The sequence below is a fragment of the Streptomyces sp. NBC_00727 genome (assembly GCF_045161745.1).
GTDB lineage: Bacteria > Actinomycetota > Actinomycetes > Streptomycetales > Streptomycetaceae > Streptomyces.
Map to the genome: position 1 here is coordinate 5806214 of NZ_CP108981.1, position 18576 is coordinate 5824789.

The window sequence follows — 18576 nt, forward strand, 5'->3', positions numbered from 1 at the left end:
ACATGTCCCGCCCAGGCGCCCGCTCCTCAGCCGCGCCCGATCGGAGCGTCCACCGACCATGACCCAGCCAGCCGAGGCGAACTCCACGTCGCTCTTCCAGGTGTTCGCGCACGCCGATGACGACCTCTACTTCGCCAACCCCGACCTGTACCGGTTGCTGGCCGCCGGCCACCGTGTCACCAGCGTCTACCTCACGGCCGGTGAGGCCGACGGACGCAACGTGGACACACGTGACCCGCTGCGGCAGCAGGTCCCGGCCGACTACCCGGGGTACATGGAGGCGCGTCAGAACGGACTGCGCGCCGCCTACGCCACCATGGTCCTGGGCGACAGGGAAGCCGCCTGGGTCCGGGAGCCGGTCGAACTGCTGCCGGGTGTGGCCGCCGAGCGGTTCTTCCTGGCGGACGCGCCGCAGGTGCAGCTCTTCTTCCTGGGCCTGCGGACGGCGGATCCCGCACACGGCTTCCCGGCGGACCCGCCGGCGGCCCGGCTGACCAGCCTCTGGGACGGACGGGCCACCCGGCAGCCCACCCTCCTCGCCGCCGAGTCCGCCCTGCACCAGGCGCAGGCCCTCGGCCGTGAGGACGTCGTCGGCGCCCTCACGCAACTGCTCTCCTGCACACAGCCCACGCTGCTGTGGACCATGGACCCGGACCCGCTGCACGAGTCGTACGACGAGACGCGCGGCATCACCTCCAGCGACCACGCGGACCACACCGCCACCGCCCAGTTCGCCCGCGAGGCGCTCCGTCGGCACCTGAGCGCCGACGGCCGCCCGCCGCTGACCGAGCACTTCACGGGCTACGGGAACAAGCACTGGCCCAGCAACCTGAGCGAGCGCTCCCACGCGCTGAAGAAATCCCTGGTCGACGTGTACGCGGGCGCCGACGGGCACGCTTGCGCGCACCGGTACTGCGGCGACCTGCAACTCGGCGACGGATCCGACATCCGCCGGTACGGGTGGAGCACCCGCAGCCGCTATCCGCAGGGCACCCAGTGGCTGCACCGGCAGGAGGACGGCCGGCTCGCCGCCTACGCGGTCCTGGGCGACCAGGCCGCGGTGTGGACGGAGACGGAAGCCGGTACCGGACGCTTCGAGGGACCGCTGCTGGTGCCCGGCGGCGACCTCATGCCGTGCCTCGCCGTCGCCCCCGACCGCAACGGCGGCGTCCACCTGGTCGGGCTGCGGCGCGTCCCGGGTGCCGAGGGCCGGGTCGACGTCGAAGTGGTGCGCATGTGGCGCCAGGGACACACCGGCTCGGTGCTGCCCTGGGAGTCCATGGGCAACCCCGACCAGGCCACCCGCGACTGGCGGCGCTGCCGCGAGGTCGGGGTGCCCGCCGCCGTGGTGGACCCGGCCGGTCACCTGCACGTCTTCGTGCGGAACTTCTCGATCGGCGTCAGCATGCGACGCGAGACGCCGGAAGGGCTCGGCGAGTGGGAGGTGCTCGGCGGGCGCGGCATGCAGGACTCCCTGACCACCGTGGCGCGCACCACCGGTCGCATCGACATGTACGCCACCAACCGAACCGGAGGGGTTCGGTGGCGGCAGGAGGCCGTGTACGGGCCGTTCAAGCTGGAGGACCAGCTGGTGAGCGGTGTGCCGGAGAGCTGGCGGCCCGCCTCCGGCCTGACCCCCGTCCAGGTCGGCCGCAGCCGCGTGGCGTTGTTCTACCGGGAGGAGGACACCGGCGCGGTGATGCGCCACCGGCAGCGCCCCAACGGAACGTGGGAGCAGCGGGTGGACCGGCTCAGCGAGGACGGTGGCACCGGCGCGGTCGCCGCGGCCCGGCTGCTTGCCCCGGACCATGATGTGGTGGTCCTCGCCCGCAGGGACGAGCGGAGCAGGCCCGCGGTGGCCGTGCTGCCGGCGGACGAGCGGATCACGGAGCAGCCCGAGTGGGAGCGCCACGAGATCCAGATGGCCGGCGCGCCGTCGATCGCCGCCGACGCGCACGGCCGGGCGGTCGTCACGGTGCTCGGCGCGGACGGACGGCTGCACTGGGCGCGGCAGGAAGAACCACGGCCGGGCGTCCGCTTCGGCCCCTGGCAGGCGAGCTGACCCCCGCCCCGGGGCCAGGTGACAACAGAGACTGGAAGAAGACATGAGAAAGATCTGCGTCATCGGCAACTCGGTGGCCGCCTCACGCACGGAGGAGGAGTCGCCGCTAGCGGGATGGGGCCAGTACCTCACCGAGTTCCTGGGCCCCGACTGCGACGTACGCAACTACGCGCGCGACGCCATGACGTTGCGGGCCTATTACACAGAGCGGTTCACGTCCCTGCTCAACCTCATCGGCCACGGTGACCTCGTACTCATCGCCTTCGGCAACGTCGAGCAGCGGATCAACCAGGCCAACCTCTACCACCACCCGCGCGAATTCCAGGAGTACCTGCGGCTGTACGTCGAGGCGATCCGGGCCGAGGGTGCTGTGCCCGTCCTCGTGACACCCTCGGCCCGCTGTGTCTTCGGCGTCTCCGGTAGCCCGGTGGAGGCACACGACGGATACCCGCGGCTGATGATGGAGGTCGGCGCGGAACTTGGCTGCCCAGTCATCGATATGGGGGCCTCCACCACCCAGCTCCTCGCCGAGCTCGGCCCCATGAGGGCTCGGGGCCTCTTCCGGTGGCTGGATCCCGGGGAACATCCGAAGCACCCGCAGGGCATCATCGACGCCACCCACTTCAACCACGCCGGAGCCCGTGAAGCGGCGCGACTGGTGGCGAGCGGACTGGCCGCCCTGCCCGGACTGCCGCCCGGGCTGGTGAACACCCAGCGACTGGTGCCGGGCCGGCTGCCGCCGGTGCAGACCGAGTTCACCGTGCAGCAGCCGCAGCTGGCGCTGACCGCACAGCCCGAGGTCGCCGCCGCGCCGACCTTCACCTCCCCGGCCCCCGGCGCCCTGGTAGGTGCGGGCCGGAAGCTCACGGGGACCGCCCCCAAGGGCGCCGAGTACGTGCTCTTCTTCGAGGAGGGCGAATATCTCGGCGGGACCCGCACCGCCGAGGACGGGGCATGGCAGTGGCGGCGCGCCGTGCAGTGGCCGGGAGGCCGGCACAAGGTGACCGCGGTCGCCCTCGCCGGCAATGCGGTGTCCACATCGGCGGAGACGGAGTTCGAGTCCCTCGACCTGCTGGAGACGCCCGAGGTCATTGGACCGCGCAAGGGAGCATGGAGCGGTCCCCGCCCCCGGTTCTCGGGCAAGGCGGGACGCGGCGTCGAGAAGGTCGTGGTGCTTGAGCAGGGCCGGCTGATAGCCGAGGCGCCGGTGCAGGAGGACGGCAGCTGGCGTGTCTCCCACGCCCACAACTGGCGACCGGGCACTTACACCGTCGAGTTCGTGGCGGTGTTCAGCGCCATCCAATCGGCCCCGGCGCGCCGGGAGCTGAAGGTGCACGGCGTGCCCGAGGACAGCTGGCTGCACACGTCGATGTCCTCGCGTCTGCCCTGCGGGCCGGGCTGCAAGCACTATCCGGCACTGCCCACCTGGTGACGCGAAAGGGGGGTACCGCGCGGCCGGCCCGAGCCGGTCCCGCGGTACCCCCCTTTTCTAGCGCATCGCTGCGAGTTACGCCGGAACGCTGGCCACCCCCGCGCCCAGGAACCTCTTCCCGTTCACCCGCTCCGACACGCCCTCGCGGTCCAGGTACGGCGTGATGCCGCCCAGGTGGAAGGGCCAGCCCGCGCCGGTGATCAGGCAGAGGTCGATGTCCTGGGCCTCGGCGACGACGCCCTCGGCCAGCATCAGGCCGATCTCCTGCGCGACCGCGTCCAGGACGCGGTCGCGGACCTGCTCCTCGGTCAGGACGGTGTCGCCCTGCTTGAGGAGGGCGGCGACCTCGGGGTCGAGGACCGGCGCACCGGAGTCGTAGACGTAGAAGCCGCGCTTGCCCGCCTTGACGACCGCCGCGAGGTTCTCGGAGACCGTGAAGCGCTCCGGGAAGGCGCGGTTCAGGGTCTCGGAGACGTGCAGGCCGATGGCCGGGCCGACGAGCTCCAGGAGCACCAGCGGGGACATCGGCAGGCCGAGCGGCTCGATGGCCTTCTCCGCGACCTCGACCGGGGTGCCCTCGTCGATGACGTTCTGGATCTCGCCCATGAAGCGGGTGAGGATGCGGTTGACGACGAACGCCGGGGCGTCCTTCACCAGCACCGCGGTCTTCTTCAGCTTGCGGGCCACACCGAAGGCCGTCGCCAGCGAGGCGTCGTCCGTCTGCTCGCCGCGCACGATCTCCAGGAGCGGGAGGATCGCGACCGGGTTGAAGAAGTGGAAGCCGACGACCCGCTCCGGGTGCTTCAGCTTCGACGCCATCTCGGTGACCGAGAGGGACGAGGTGTTGGTGGCGAGGATCGCGTGCGCCGGGGCGACCGCCTCGACCTCCGCGAACACCTGCTGCTTGACGCCGATCTCCTCGAAGACGGCCTCGATGATGAAGTCGGCGTCGGAGAAGCCCTCCGCCTTGTCCAGCACACCGGAGACCAGGGCCTTGAGGCGGTTGGCCTTGTCCTGGTTGACGCGGCCCTTGCCGAGCAGCTTCTCGATCTCGGCGTGGACGTAGCCCACACCCTTGTCGACGCGCTCCTGGTCGATGTCGGTCAGCACGACCGGCACCTCCAGGCGGCGCAGGAACAGCAGGGCGAGCTGGCTGGCCATCAGGCCCGCGCCCACCACGCCGACCTTGGTGACCGGGCGGGCCAGGTTCTTGTCCGGGGCACCGGCCGGGCGCTTGGCGCGCTTCTGGACCAGGTTGAACGAGTAGATCCCGGAGCGCAGCTCGCCGCCCATGATCAGGTCCGCCAGGGCCTGGTCCTCGCGGTCGAAGCCGGCGGACAGGTCGCCGTCCTTGGCCGCGGCGATGATCTCCAGCGCGCGGTACGCGGCCGGGGCGGCGCCGTGCACCTTGGAGTCGGCGATGGCGCGGCCGCGGGCGACGGCCTGGTCCCAGGCCTCACCGCGGTCGACGTCGGGGCGCTCCACCGCGACCGTGCCGTTGAGCACGTCGGCGGTCCACACCAGCGAGCGCTCCAGGAAGTCCGCGCCCTCGAAGATCGCGTCAGCGATGCCGAGCTCGAAGACCTGCTTGCCCTTGAGCTGGCGGTTCTGGTTCAGCGAGTTCTCGATGATCACCGAGACCGCGCGGTCGGCGCCGATCAGGTTCGGCAGCAGCGCGCAGCCGCCCCAGCCGGGGACCAGACCGAGGAAGACCTCGGGCAGCGAGAACGCGGGCAGCGCCTTGGAGACGGTGCGGTACGAGCAGTGCAGCCCGACCTCGACACCGCCGCCCATCGCCGCGCCGTTGTAGTACGCGAACGTCGGGACCGCGAGGCCGGAGAGGCGGCGGAAGACGTCGTGGCCGCCCTTGCCGATGGCCAGCGCGTCCTTGTGCTCCTTGAGCAGCTCGACGCCCTTGAGGTCGGCGCCGACCGCGAAGATGAACGGCTTGCCGGTGATGCCGATGCCGGTGATCGCGCCGTCGGCGGCCTCCTTCTCGACCTGGTCGACGGCGGCGTTCAGGTTCGCCAGCGACTGCGGTCCGAAGGTGGTCGGCTTGGTGTGGTCCAGGCCGTTGTCCAGCGTGATGAGGGCGAAGCGCCCCGCACCGGCCGGCAGGTCCAGGTGGCGTACGTGGGCCTGGGTGACGACCTCGTCCGGGAACAGCTCGGCCGCACCCTTCAGAAGCTCGGTCGTGGTGGTGCTCACTTGTCGCCTCCGGCGTTCTCGAAGTGCGGGTTCTCCCAGACGACCGTGGCGCCCATGCCGAAGCCGACGCACATGGTCGTGAGGCCGTAGCGGACCTCGGGCTGCTCCTCGAACTGGCGGGCCAGCTGCGTCATCAGCCGGACGCCGGAGGAGGCCAGCGGGTGACCGTAGGCGATCGCGCCGCCGTACTGGTTGACGCGGGCGTCGTCGTCGGCGATGCCGTAGTGCTCCAGGAAGGCCAGCACCTGTACGGCGAACGCCTCGTTGATCTCGAAGAGACCGATGTCCGAGATGGACAGGCCGGCCTGGGCCAGGGCCTTCTCGGTGGCCGGGATCGGGCCGTAGCCCATGACCTCCGGCTCGACGCCCGCGAAGGCGTACGAGACGAGGCGCATCCTGACCGGGAGGCCCAGCTCGCGGGCGACGTCCTCGGCGGCGAGCAGGGAGGCGGTGGCGCCGTCGTTGAGACCCGCGGCGTTACCGGCCGTGACGCGGCCGTGGGCGCGGAAGGGGGTCTTCAGGCCGGCCAGGGACTCCATGGTGGTGCCCGGGCGCATCGGCTCGTCGGCGGTGACCAGGCCCCAGCCCGTCTCACCGGCCTCCGCGTTCGTGCGGCGCACCGAGACGGGCACCAGGTCCTGCTGGATCTTGCCGTTGGCGTACGCCTTGGCGGCCTTCTCCTGCGAGCGGACCGCGTACTCGTCGGCGCGCTGCTTGGTGATCGTGGGGTACCGGTCGTGCAGGTTCTCCGCGGTCATGCCCATGAACAGGGCGGACTCGTCGACCAGTTTCTCCGACACGAACCGCGGGTTCGGGTCGACGCCCTCGCCCATCGGGTGGCGGCCCATGTGCTCGACGCCACCGGCGACGACGACGTCGTACGCGCCGAAGGCGATGGAGCCCGCCGTCGAGGTGACGGCGGTCAGGGCGCCCGCGCACATGCGGTCGATGGAGTAGCCCGGGACGGACTGCGGCAGCCCGGCCAGGATCCCGGCGGTACGGCCGAGCGTGAGGCCCTGGTCGCCGATCTGCGTGGTCGCGGCGATGGCGACCTCGTCGATCTTCTTGGGGTCCAGGTCCGGGTTGCGGCGCAGCAGCTCCCGGATGGCCTTCACGACGAGATCGTCGGCGCGGGTCTCGTGGTAGATGCCCTTCGGGCCCGCCTTGCCGAACGGGGTGCGGACGCCGTCGACGAAGACGACGTCCCGGATGGTACGAGGCACGATGGCTCTCCTCCAGGGTGCGGGATGGCACTGCTGCGGGGCGCGCCGGGGCACGCCGCTCCGCTCATGCTACTTGCGGGTAACCAGACTGCCCACCCCCTGGGGCGGGAGCGGCGAAGGTCACACGCGGAAATTGTCCGTGGAAGGGTGCCCCGCACACGGCGAATGGCCCGGACGGACTCGTTTTCGAATCCGTCCGGGCCATTTCAGGATGCGCGCGCGGACCGCGCGGAACCTGGCGTGATCACGCCCCTGTCCTGTGCCGCTACGAGGGCTGAGTCAGAGCGCGGTACAGCAGCGGGGCCACCTGCTCGATCTGCCAGTGGCGTGCGCCGTACCCGGCCAGCGCGGATTCCACCGTCTCCGGCGTCGGGTTCTTCGGCGGCTCCCAGCAGATCCGGCGCACCGTGTCCGGCGTGATCAGGTTCTCCTGCGGCAGGTGCAGCCGCTCCGCGAGCGCGGAGACCGCGGCGCGGGCGGCCGAGAGCCGGGCGGCGGCGGCCGGGTCCTTGTCGGCCCAGGCGCGCGGCGGGGGCGGGCCGGCGAGGGCCTGTCCCGGCTGCGGCAGCTCCGTGTCGGGCAGCGCCTTGGCCCGGTCGACGGCGGCCTGCCACTGCTCCAGCTGGCGCCGCCCCATGCGCGGACCGAAGCCGGGCAGGGCGGTCAGGGCGTGCGTGTTGGGCGGCAGCGCGAGCGCGGCCTCGATGATCGCCCCGTCGCCGAGCACCTTGCCGGGCGAGATGTCCCGCCGCCGGGCGATCTGGTCACGGGCGTTCCACAGCTCCCGTACCACCGCCATCTGCCGGCGGCGGCGGACCTTGTGCATCCCGGAGGTGCGGCGCCACGGGTCCTGGCGCGGGGGAGCGGGCGGAGCCGAGGCGATGGCCGCGAACTCCTCCTGGGCCCACTCCAGCTTGTTCTGCCGGTCGAGCTCGTCCTCCAGGGCGTTGCGCAGGTCGATGAGGAGCTCGACGTCGAGCGCGGCGTAGCGCAGCCAGGGCTCGGGCAGCGGTCGGGTGGACCAGTCGACGGCGGAGTGCCCCTTCTCCAGCGAGTAGCCGAGGACGTTCTCGACCATGGCGCCGAGGCCGACCCGCGGGAAGCCGGCCAGCCGTCCGGCCAGCTCGGTGTCGAAGAGCCCGGTCGGTGTCATCCCTATCTCGCGCAGACAGGGCAGGTCCTGCGTCGCCGCGTGCAGGATCCACTCGGTGCCCTGCAGTGCCTCGCCGAGCCCGGACAGGTCGGGGCAGCCGACGGGGTCGACGAGCGCGCTGCCCGCCCCGTCGCGCCGCAGCTGTACGAGGTAGGCGCGCTGGCCGTAGCGGTAGCCGGACGCCCGCTCGGCGTCCACGGCCACCGGGCCCGAGCCCGCGGCGAATGCGGCGACCACCGCGGCCAGGGCGTCGTCGGACGCCACCACCGGCGGAATGCCCTCGCGCGGTTCGAGCAAGGGGATCGGCGCCGGGGCGACGTCGTCCGGGGGAGCGCCCCCGGTGGTTCGCAGTGATGTGTCTGCTGCGGTCTCTTGGGCGTCGGTCACGTGTCAAGGGTATCTGTGTGTACGCGGCGGCTGCCGACGGAACGTTCCGTCGACAGCCGCCGATGCGCGTAATCCAGCCGGTTCCGCGTGTTCAGCGCACCGGCCGGGTGAGGGGATCAGTGGATGATGCCCGTCCGCAGGGCCACGGCGACCATTCCTGCGCGGTCTCCGGTGCCGAGCTTGCGGGCGATACGGGCGAGGTGGCTCTTGACGGTCAGGGCGGACAGGCCCATGGAGACGCCGATGGCCTTGTTGGACTGGCCCTCGGCGACGAGCCGCAGAACCTCCACCTCGCGGCCGGAGAGTTCGCGGTAGCCGCCCGGGTGGCTCGGGGTGCCGGGGGGCCGGCGGTGCATACGGGCGGCGGTGGCGCCGATGGGGGCGACGCCGGGACGGGCCGGATGGCCGATGTTGGTACGGGTGCCGGTGACGACGTAGCCCTTGACGCCGCCCGCGAGGGCGTTGCGCACGGCGCCGATGTCGTCGGCGGCGGACAGGGCGAGACCGTTGGGCCAGCCGGCGGCTCGGGTTTCGGACAGCAGGGTCAGCCCGGAACCGTCGGGCAGGTGGACGTCGGCTACGCAGATGTCGCGCGGGTTGCCGACGCGGGGACGGGCCTCCGCGATGGACGACGCCTCGATGACGTCACGAACTCCGAGGGCCCACAGATGGCGGGTGACGGTGGAACGGACGCGCGGGTCGGCCACGACGACCATGGCCGTCGGCTTGTTCGGGCGGTAGGCGACCAGGCTTGCGGGCTGCTCGAGGAGAACGGACACCAGGCCTCCTGGGGAGTGGCGGGACGGGCCGGCTCGGGGATGAAGCCGGGGCGAACCGTGCTTGAAGGGTCATTGACTCCTTCGGCAGCAGACCCCTGCTCCTTTAGGGGAAGATCACGATTTGTTGAGTAACAATCCGGGCAAATGGGGTGCCCGATCGATTCCGGAGGGCGTTTTCCGTTGGCTGAAAGTGATCGCATGACGCGGCGTCACGAAAAGCGGGGCGGCCCGGAGGCCGCCCCGCTCGCGCCGATCCCGGCAGGGGCTACGGTGCCTGCGGGCCGCGTCGCTGCGGGAGTGTGACCACCGCCGCGTCGAGCGGGCCCGAGGGCGGCAGGCCCGCGATCTGGCAGAGCAGGTCGCCCCACGCCACCAGGTGCGCCGCCGTGTCCGGCACCCCGCCGCGGCCCTCGCGCGGCGTCCAGGAGGCGCGGATCTCGATCTGGGTCGCGGGACGCCGCGTCTCCAGCGCACCGAAGTAGTGCGAGCCCGCCATGGTGACCGTCCCGCCGGCCTCGCCGTAGAACAGGCCGCGGGCCTCCAGCGCGCCGGTCAGCCAGGACCAGCACACCTCGGGCAGCAGCGGATCGGCGGCCATCTCCGGCTCCAGCTCGGCGCGCACCAGGGTCACGAGCCGGAACGCGCCCTGCCAGGCCTCGTGGCCGGCCGGGTCGTGGAGCAGGACGAGGCGGCCGTCGGCGAGGTCTTCGTCGCCGTCGACGACCGCCGCCTCCATCGCGTACGCGTGCGGCGCCAGCCGCTTCGGCGGGCGGGTCGGCTCCACCTCAAGCTCGGGACGCAGCCGCGCCGCACGCAGCGCGTCCACCGCCGAACGGAACGCGGACGGGACGGCACCACCCTCCGCGCCGTCCGCACCGTCCGTGCCGTCAGCGCCATCGGATTGACCGGAGATGTGTCCCTGAGCCGCAGCCATGCGGGGAAGAGTAGGCGGAATGCGAGCTCCGTGCGCGGAGGACACCCGTGCGGGGCCGGGCTCGTTCCCCACGCGTGCGAAGATTCTGTGCGTGAGTGCCAACGACCGCCCCTCCGGGCAGCAGACGAAGACTTCCGCCACCTACGACTCGGCGTTCCTGAAGGCCTGCCGGCGTGAGCCGGTCCCGCACACGCCGGTCTGGTTCATGCGTCAGGCGGGACGCTCGCTGCCGGAGTACCTGAAGGTGCGCGAAGGCATCCCGATGCTCGAGTCCTGCACGATGCCGGAGCTCGTCGCCGAGATCACCATGCAGCCCGTACGCCGTCACAAGGTCGACGCCGCCGTCTACTACAGCGACATCGTCGTCCCGCTGAAGGCGATCGGCATCGACCTCGACATCAAGCCCGGCGTCGGCCCGGTGATCGCCGAGCCGATCCGCACCCGCGCCGACCTCGCCCGGCTGCGCGACCTCACGCCCGAGGACGTCCCGTACGTCACCGAGGCCATCGGCCTGCTCACGGCCGAGCTGGGGGAGACCCCGCTGATCGGCTTCGCGGGGGCGCCGTTCACCCTCGCCAGCTACCTCGTGGAGGGCGGCCCGTCCCGCAACCACGAGCACACCAAGGCCATGATGTACGGCGACCCGGAGCTCTGGGCCGACCTGCTCGACCGCCTCGCCGAGATCACCGGCGCCTTCCTCAAGGTCCAGATCGAGGCCGGCGCCTCGGCCGTCCAGCTCTTCGACTCCTGGGTCGGCGCCCTCGCCCCCGCCGACTACCGGCGCTCCGTGCTCCCCGCCTCCGCGAAGGTCTTCGACACCGTCGCCCCGTACGAGGTCCCCCGCATCCACTTCGGCGTCGGCACCGGCGAACTGCTCGGCCTCATGGGCGAGGCCGGCGCGGACGTCGTCGGCGTCGACTGGCGGGTGTCGCTGGACGAGGCCGCCCGCCGCGTCGGCCCCGGCAAGGCGCTCCAGGGCAACCTCGACCCGGCGGTGCTGTTCGCGCCGGCCTCCGCGGTGGAGGCCAAGACCCGGGAGGTGCTGGACGCGGCCGCCGGCCTGGAGGGCCATATCTTCAACCTGGGCCACGGCGTGATGCCGAACATGGACCCGGACGCGCTGTCCCGGCTCGTCGAGTACGTCCACACCAGCACCGCACGCTGAACCCCGCGGAGGCGGGCGCCGATCAGTCGGTGCCCGCCTTCCGCAGCACCGACACGGTTTTGCGGGCCGCCACCAGGACCGGGTCCCAGACCGGCGAGAACGGCGGGGCGTACCCCAGGTCCAGCGCGGTCATCTGCTCGACGGTCATCCGCGCGGTGAGCGCCACCGCCGCCACGTCGACCCGCTTGCCCGCGCCCTCGCGGCCCACGATCTGCACACCGAGCAGCCGGCCCGTGCGGTACTCCGCGAGCATCTTCACCGTCATGGGCCGCGCGTCCGGGTAGTAGCCCGCCCGGCTCGTCGACTCGATCGTCGCCGTGACGTACCGCAGTCCCACCGCCCGGGCGTCCTTCTCGCGCAGCCCGGTCCGGGCGATCTCCAGGTCGCACACCTTGCTCACCGCCGTACCCACCACACCGGGGAACGTGCCGTAGCCGCCGCCGACGTTGGAGCCGATGACCTGGCCGTGCTTGTTGGCGTGGGTGCCGAGCGCGATGTGCCGGGTGTGGCCGGCGACCAGGTCCAGGACCTCCACGCAGTCGCCGCCGGCCCAGATGTTCTCGTGGCCGACGACCCGCATCGCCAGGTCGGTGCGCAGCCCGCCGTGCGGTCCGACCGGCAGCCCCGCCTCCCGGGCCAGGGCCGTCTCCGGCTCGACGCCGATGCCGAGCACCACGATGTCCGCCGGGTAGCTCGCGTCGTCCGTGACGACCTCGGTGACCCGGCCGTCCCGCCCGGTCCGGATGGCGGTGACGGCCGCCCCGTTCACCGTGGTGATCCCGAGCCCGTCCATGGCGTCGTGGACCATGCGCCCCATGTCCGGGTCGAGCGTCGCCATCGGCTGCTCGCCGCGGTTGAGGACGGTCACCTCGAAGCCGCGCTTCAGCATCGCCTCGGCCATCTCGACGCCGATGTACCCCGCCCCGACGACGACCGCGCGCCTGCCCTCCGCACGGTCCAGGCTGTCCAGCAGCGCCTGCCCGTCGTCCAGGGTCTGCACCCCGTGCACCCCGGCCGCGTCCATGCCGGGAAGCTCCGGGCGCACCGGCCGGGCCCCGGTGGCGATCACCAGCTTGTCGAACCCGGTCCAGTACGTCTCGCCGGAGTCCCGGTCCAGGGCGCGCACCCGCCGCCCCGCCACGTCGATCTCGGTCACCTCGGTGCGGGTGCGCAGATCGATGTCCCGGGCCCGGTGCTCCTCGGGCGTACGGGCGATGAGGTCGTCCCGGTCCGTCACGTCGCCGCTGACCCAGTACGGGATGCCGCACGCGGAGTACGAGGTGAAGTGGCCCCGCTCGAAGGCGGTGATGCTCAGCTCGTCCGGGCCCTTGAGCCGCCGGGCCTGGGACGCGGCGGACATGCCCGCCGCGTCCCCGCCGATGACCACCAGTCGTTCCGCCGCCATGCCAGTCCCTCCGAAGCCCGTCGATGAGGACCCACGCTACGGCGCGGACCGCGACGGCGACGTACTCACTCGCCCTCGACGGCACCCCGCTTCGCGCCCCGGTGGCGGTGCAGCAGCCGCCACAGCACGGCCAGGACGGCCGCCCCGGCGAGGAACGGGGCCGCGGCGCCGACCGCCATCGCCAGCCACCGCAGCATCGTCACGAAGGCGTGCCAGCCCCCGGCGACGGCGTCCGGGAAGCCCGGGTCGTCGTCGGCCGCCCCGGCCGCCGCCTCCGGTTCCACCAGTTCGAGCGTGATGGTCGCCAGCGTCGTACGGTCCTTCAGGGACGCCTGCTGGGCGAGCAACGACTCCAGCGCGGCCTGACGGCTGCTCAGTTCGCCCTCCAGCGCGACCACATCGGCCAGCTTGCCGGCCCGGTCCATCAGCTCGCGGACCCGTGCCACGCTCGCCCGCTGGGTGGCGATCCGGCTGTCGATGTCGACGACCTGGTCGGTGACGTCCTTGGCCGCCGACGTACGCGAGACGAGCTTCCCCGCGCCCGACAGTTCCCGCAGCACCTCGTCGTACGCCTCCTGCGGCACGCGCAGCACGAGGTTCGAGGAGTCCCGCGTGCCGTCGATCCGTTCGGTGGTCTCCTTCTCGACCAGCCCGCCCGCGTCCTGCGCCGCCGCCCGGGCGTTCGTGGCCGCCTTCGACGCGTCCTTCACCTCTACGGAGAGGGAAGCGGTGCGGATGACGTGGGTCGCTGTCGGCTTCGGGGTCTTCTTCCGCTGCTCCTCCGCGCGGGCGGAACCGGCCGCCGGCTCCTCGGCCTTGCCGGCCGCCGCGTCCGCCTGTTGCCCGGGCTCGGCCACGCCGCCCCGGTCGGCCTTACTGTCCGACGCGTCGCTCGCCGCGCCGCAGCCGCTCAGCGCCAGCACGGCGGTCAGCAGGCCGGCGGCCAACGCGGTGCGCCTGCCTCTGCCGGTACGGATGAAGGGTGCTCCCTGCATAACTGTCCCCCCAGGACGGGTGATTGATGACGACGGTGGGACGTACCGGGGCGTGCGGACGGACCCGCGAATCCGGTTTCGAACCGGTCACGGTCAGGACTCGGAACCGGTTTGAGAGAGTGGAGCCATGCAGCCATCCACACACCGCGCGGACCGGGCCCCCCGCCACGTCGTCGTCATCGGCGGCGGCATCGCCGGACTCGCGGCCGCCCACCGGCTCGTCGGCGCCGGGCTGGGGGTCACCGTCCTGGAGGCGACCGACCGGCTCGGCGGCAAGCTCATGACCGGCGAGATCGCGGGCGTCCAGGTCGACCTCGGCGCCGAGTCCATGCTCGCCCGCCGCCCGGAGGCCGTCGGCCTGGCCCGCGCCGTGGGCCTCGGCGACCGCCTCCAGCCGCCCGCCACGGCCACCGCGGCCCTGTGGACACGCGACGCGCTGCGCCCCATGCCCAAGGGCCATGTGATGGGCGTCCCGGGCGACCCGTCCGTGCTGGGCGAGGTGCTGTCGCCCGAGGGCCTGGCCCGCATCGCCCGGGACCGCGAACTGCCCCCGACCGCGGTCGGCGATGACGTCTCCGTCGGCACGTACGTCGCGGACCGGCTGGGCCGCGAGGTCGTCGACCGGCTGGTGGAACCGCTGCTCGGCGGGGTGTACGCGGGCGACGCCTACCGGATCTCGATGCGCGCCGCAGTCCCGCAGCTCTTCCAGGCCGCCCAGCAGGGGGGCTCGCTGCTCGACGGGGTCACCCGCCTCCAGGAGCGGGCCGCCGCTACGCAGCAGACCGGGCCCGTCTTCCAGGGCGTCGAGGGCGGCATCGGCACCCTGCCGGGGGCCGTCGCCGACGCCGTACGGGCCGGGGGCGGCGAGATCCTCACCGAGACGCCCGTGCTGGGCCTGGCCCGTACCGCCGACGGCTGGGACGTACGCACCGACACCCGCGTCGTGCACGCCGACGGCATCGTCCTCGCCGTCCCCGCCTGGTCCGCAGCCACCCTGCTCGCCGCCGAGTCGCCGGGCGCGTCCACCGAACTGGCGGGCGTCGAGTACGCGTCGATGGCCCTGGTCACCATGGCGTTCCGGCGCTCCGACGTCACCGGCAGCGCCTTCGACGGGCGCTCCGGCTTCCTCGTACCGCCGGTCGACGGGCACACCATCAAGGCCGCCACCTTTTCCACCCACAAGTGGCAGTGGGTCTCCGACGCGGCACCCGACCTGTTCGTGCTGCGGACCTCGGTGGGCCGGTACGGCGAGGAGGAGCACCTGCACCGCGAGGACGGCGAGCTGGCCGGCGTATCGCTGCGCGACCTGGCCGCCGCGACCGGGCTCACCGCCCGGCCCGTGGCGACCGGGGTCACCCGGTGGATCGGCGGGCTGCCGCAGTACCCGGTGGGGCACCTCGCGCGGGTCGCCCGCATCCGCGACGCGGTCGCGAAGCTGCCCGCGCTGCGGGTGTGCGGCGCGGTGTACGACGGAGTGGGCATCCCCGCCTGCGTGGCGAGCGCCCACCGGGCCGCGGACGAGATCGCCGGGGATCTCACCGGAGAGATCATCGCCACGCCGACCCTGGTTCAGGGCACTCGGAGCGAGGCGGGACAATAGCCGTATGAGTGCACCCGAGACTGAGACATCAAGCAAGGCTCCGAACGCCGGCAAGAAGGCCAAGGACCTCAACGAGGTCATCCGCTACACGCTGTGGTCCGTCTTCAAGCTGCGCGACGTCCTGCCCGCCGACACGGACCGCGCGGCCGTCGCCGGTGAGGTCCAGGAGCTGTTCGACCAGCTTGCGGCCAAGGACATCACCATCCGCGGCACGTACGACGTCTCGGGCCTGCGCGCCGACGCCGACCTCCTGATCTGGTGGCACGCCGAGACCGCGGACGAACTCCAGGAGGCGTACAACCTCTTCCGCCGCACGCGGCTCGGCCGGCACCTGGAGCCGGTCTGGTCGAACATGGCGCTGCACCGCCCCGCCGAGTTCAACAAGTCGCACGTCCCGGCGTTCCTCGCCGACGAGACGCCGCGCAACTACGTCAGCGTGTACCCCTTCGTGCGCTCGTACGACTGGTACCTGCTGCCCGACGAGGACCGCCGCCGCATGCTCGCGGACCACGGCAAGATGGCCCGCGGCTATCCCGACGTGCGCGCCAACACCGTCGCCTCGTTCTCGCTCGGCGACTACGAGTGGATGCTGGCGTTCGAGGCCGACGAGCTGTACCGCATCGTCGACCTGATGCGTCACCTCAGGGCCTCCGAGGCGCGGATGCACGTCCGCGAGGAGGTCCCCTTCTTCACCGGCCGGCGCAAGTCGGTCGCGGACCTGGTGGCCGGGCTCGCGTAGCGAACGGGCTCCCGGCCACCCCAACCCGGAAGATCAGACGGCGGGCACACGGCACCTGGTGCCGCCCGCTGGTCCAGCGACACCGGGTTCGGCTCAGCGGTGCGGCGCGCGTCATGCGCGCCGCACCGTTTGTCATTCGCGGGTACCCAGCGGCTTCCGTACGCCCGCCCGGCCGGTCGTCTCAGGAGCTGCTGCCGCAGCCCGATCCGCCGCCGCAGGAGGAGCCGCCGCCACAGCTCGACCCGCCGCCGCAGCTGCTGCCGCCCCCGCAGCTCGACCCGCCGCCGCAGCTGCTGCCCGATGAGCTCCCGCAGCCGCCGCCCGGGCTCGCCCCGGCACACCACACCGTCGGCGCGAGAAGCAGCGCCGAGTCCGTGGAGCCGTGCGGGGTGTACGGGGAGCGGGTGGGCCGGGTCCGGGCCGCCGTCACCAGGTGCGTCCGCAGCTCCGGGTCCATGACGCCGTGCAATCCCCGGGTCGCCACCAGGAACGCCGGGTCGGTCCGGCAGGCGTGGGCGACCCCGAACGCGGCCGCCGCCCTGCGCCCCGCCCCGGTGACGCGGGACCGGGCCACCGCCGCGCAGACCAGCCCGGACACGAATCCGACGACGGCGGCCGGGATCATCGCCACGGCGAACGGGTGGGCCCAGTCGGGGCCGCCGTCGTCCTCCATGAAGTGGGCGATGGCCAGGCCGATGGTGATCGGGCCGGACGCGAGGCACAGCAGCACCTGCAACAGGCCCCAGACGCGCCACTTGGCGTTCGCGCCCGGCGGCGCCAGCAGCCCGCGCGCGGCGAGACCGTCACCGGTCTCCTGCACCGCCGCGTGCCGCATCACCGCCACCCGCAGCGTGGCCAGCGCCCCGCTCGGCGCGGCGGCCAGCTCCTGGAGCACGGCGCGCTCCACCAGGTCGTGGGCGACCGGCCGCAGGACGGCGACGATGCCCGGACCGCCGACGGTCAGCCGGCCGTCGGCGTGCATGGCGGCCAGCGCGGTGTCGACCACCCGGCCGGGCCCGCCGTTCAGGAACGCCACCTCGGACAGGTCGTGCACCGGGCCGCCCTCCCCCCGGCGGGAACGGACCAGGCCGCAGATCAGCAGGGTGGACGAGATGACCACCGCGAGCGTGAGGAACACAAGCGTCGCGTCCATGCCCGTCACCGCCCCACCAGCACGGAGCGGGCGGCCCGCACCAGCCGGGTGGCGCGCCCGGGCGGCCGGGGCGCGGCCCGGTCCCGCCACCAGTGCGTCAGCCGGCGCCGGGCCGCGTCGTCCTCGGGGCGGCCGGCGACGAGCAGGTGCTCCGCGAAGTCCAGGGCGTCGCGCCGGTACCCCGCGGTCATGGGCCGCGCTCCGGCGTACGCGAGGAACGCCTCCCGGTAGCCGCTCCCCAGGATCTCCGGCAGCTCGGGCGCCACCTTCGCCACGACGTCCGCGCGCTTGGCGGCGAGGGCGCGGCTCTGCACCCGGAGCCGCTGCCGGTCGAACCCCTTGGGCGCGGGCGTCCCCGCGACCAGGGCGGACAGCAGGGCGGTCTCCGCGACCGCGAGCCCGTCCCGTACGGGTTCGGGCGCGACGGCCGTGACCCCAGAGGCAGCCGTGACCCCAGAGGCAGCCGTGATCGCCGGGGCACCCCCGCCCTTCTCCAGCACCCCTCGGATCGCGTCCAGCTCGACCGCCAGCTCACCGGCCGGCGGGAACGCGTCGTCGCGCTCCAGCAGCACCCCCGGCGGGTCGACCCGGGACCGCAGCTCGGCCAGCACGTCGAGCACCGGAGCGGTCACCGGGTGGGCGTGCGTGTCGTGCCACACGCCGTCCTTCTCGACCCCGCCCGCCACATGCACGTACGCGATGGCCTCCACCGGCAGCTCGTCGAGGGCGGTCGCCGGGTCCTCGCCCCGGTTCACGTGGTTGGTGTGCAGATTGGCCACGTCGATCAGCAGCCGCACCCCGGTCCGCCCGACCAGCTCGGCCAGGAACTGCCCCTCGGTCAGCTCCTCGTCCGGCCAGGAGATCAGCGCCGCGATGTTCTCCAGCGCCAGCGGTACCTGCAGCGCGTCCTGCGCGATGCGCACGTTCTCGCACAGCACGTCCAGCGCGGCCCGGGTGCGCGGCACGGGCAGCAGGTGCCCGGCCTCCAGCACCGGCGACCCGGTGCGCACCCCGCCCGCCCGTACGAACGCGATGTGCTCGGTCACCAGCGGCGCGCCCAGCAGCGTGGCCCGGGCGGCGAGGTCCGCGAGCTTGCCGGGGTCCGGGCGGTCGGCCCCGCCGAGGCCCAGCGAGACCCCGTGCGGCACCACGGTGACCCCGCGCTCCCGCAGCCGTACCAGGGAGTCCGGCAGATGGCCGGCGCAGAGGTTCTCCGCGACCGCCTCCACCCAGTCGATCCCCGGCAGCGCCTCCACCTCGTCGGCGATCTCCGGCCGCCACCCGATCCCGATGCCCAGCCTCATGCCGTCCCCCATGCCGCTCCCCCTCGCTCTGTGCAGG

At 73.0% G+C, this 18576-nt stretch carries 14 protein-coding genes; 5 read left to right on the forward strand and 9 right to left on the reverse strand.

The genetic code is table 11. From position 1 onward, the window contains the following. Positions 1-58: 58 nt before the first annotated feature. Both OG242_RS26265 and OG242_RS26270 read left to right on the forward strand, forming a co-directional pair. The gene (locus tag OG242_RS26265; RefSeq protein ID WP_405900483.1) at positions 59-2062 is read left to right on the forward strand and encodes a PIG-L family deacetylase; all 2004 of its coding nucleotides are present in this window, start codon (positions 59-61) and stop codon (positions 2060-2062) included. A 43-nt stretch (positions 2063-2105) separates the two neighbouring features. Next, entirely contained in the window at positions 2106-3494 is a 1389-nt protein-coding gene (locus OG242_RS26270) for a hypothetical protein (protein ID WP_405900484.1), read from the forward strand. Positions 3495-3569: 75 nt separating this feature from the next. Here the strand turns inward: OG242_RS26270 and OG242_RS26275 are convergent, their stop codons facing one another. The 5 genes from OG242_RS26275 to OG242_RS26295 form a co-directional block, all read right to left on the reverse strand. Beyond that, complete coding sequence (locus tag OG242_RS26275; protein WP_405900485.1) at positions 3570-5702, reverse strand: 3-hydroxyacyl-CoA dehydrogenase NAD-binding domain-containing protein; 2133 nt, start codon at positions 5700-5702, stop codon at positions 3570-3572. Next, the gene (locus tag OG242_RS26280; RefSeq protein ID WP_405900486.1) at positions 5699-6925 is read right to left on the reverse strand and encodes a thiolase family protein; all 1227 of its coding nucleotides are present in this window, start codon (positions 6923-6925) and stop codon (positions 5699-5701) included. The genes OG242_RS26275 and OG242_RS26280 overlap by 4 nt, the downstream gene beginning before the upstream one ends. Positions 6926-7190: 265 nt before the next feature. Next, complete coding sequence (locus OG242_RS26285) at positions 7191-8465, reverse strand: HRDC domain-containing protein (protein WP_405900487.1); 1275 nt, start codon at positions 8463-8465, stop codon at positions 7191-7193. 116 nt (positions 8466-8581) lie between these two features. Next, positions 8582-9244: a response regulator transcription factor gene (locus OG242_RS26290; RefSeq protein WP_018100712.1), complete on the reverse strand. Its 663-nt coding sequence runs from the start codon at positions 9242-9244 to the stop codon at positions 8582-8584. Positions 9245-9509: 265 nt separating this feature from the next. Then, a complete protein-coding gene (locus OG242_RS26295; protein WP_405900488.1) occupies positions 9510-10178 on the reverse strand; it encodes a DUF3000 domain-containing protein in 669 nt (222 codons plus the stop codon). Between the two features lie 91 nt (positions 10179-10269). Between OG242_RS26295 and hemE the strand changes: the two genes are divergently transcribed. After that, a complete protein-coding gene (hemE, locus tag OG242_RS26300; protein ID WP_405900489.1) occupies positions 10270-11343 on the forward strand; it encodes a uroporphyrinogen decarboxylase in 1074 nt (357 codons plus the stop codon). A 22-nt stretch (positions 11344-11365) separates the two neighbouring features. Here the strand turns inward: hemE and OG242_RS26305 are convergent, their stop codons facing one another. Together OG242_RS26305 and OG242_RS26310 are read right to left on the reverse strand one after the other, a co-directional pair. Then, positions 11366-12748: an FAD-dependent oxidoreductase gene (locus tag OG242_RS26305; RefSeq protein ID WP_405900490.1), complete on the reverse strand. Its 1383-nt coding sequence runs from the start codon at positions 12746-12748 to the stop codon at positions 11366-11368. A 65-nt stretch (positions 12749-12813) separates the two neighbouring features. Next, positions 12814-13743 (reverse strand): DUF4349 domain-containing protein, encoded by a 930-nt coding sequence (locus OG242_RS26310; RefSeq protein WP_405900491.1) that lies wholly within the window; start codon positions 13741-13743, stop codon positions 12814-12816. Positions 13744-13870: 127 nt separating this feature from the next. On the opposite strand from OG242_RS26310, the gene hemG reads away from it, so the two are divergent. Continuing rightward, positions 13871-15343 carry a protoporphyrinogen oxidase gene (gene hemG, locus OG242_RS26315; RefSeq protein WP_405900492.1) on the forward strand — a complete coding sequence of 491 codons (1473 nt, stop codon included), beginning with the start codon at positions 13871-13873 and terminating at the stop codon, positions 15341-15343. Between the two features lie 4 nt (positions 15344-15347). Further along, entirely contained in the window at positions 15348-16082 is a 735-nt protein-coding gene (gene hemQ, locus OG242_RS26320; protein ID WP_405900493.1) for a hydrogen peroxide-dependent heme synthase, read from the forward strand. Positions 16083-16263: 181 nt separating this feature from the next. Here the strand turns inward: hemQ and OG242_RS26325 are convergent, their stop codons facing one another. Continuing rightward, the gene (locus OG242_RS26325) at positions 16264-17325 is read right to left on the reverse strand and encodes a TIGR04222 domain-containing membrane protein (RefSeq protein WP_405900494.1); all 1062 of its coding nucleotides are present in this window, start codon (positions 17323-17325) and stop codon (positions 16264-16266) included. Next, complete coding sequence (locus OG242_RS26330; protein WP_405901731.1) at positions 17241-18539, reverse strand: DUF692 domain-containing protein; 1299 nt, start codon at positions 18537-18539, stop codon at positions 17241-17243. Before OG242_RS26330 ends, OG242_RS26325 begins: the two co-directional genes overlap by 85 nt. Positions 18540-18576 lie beyond the last annotated feature (37 nt).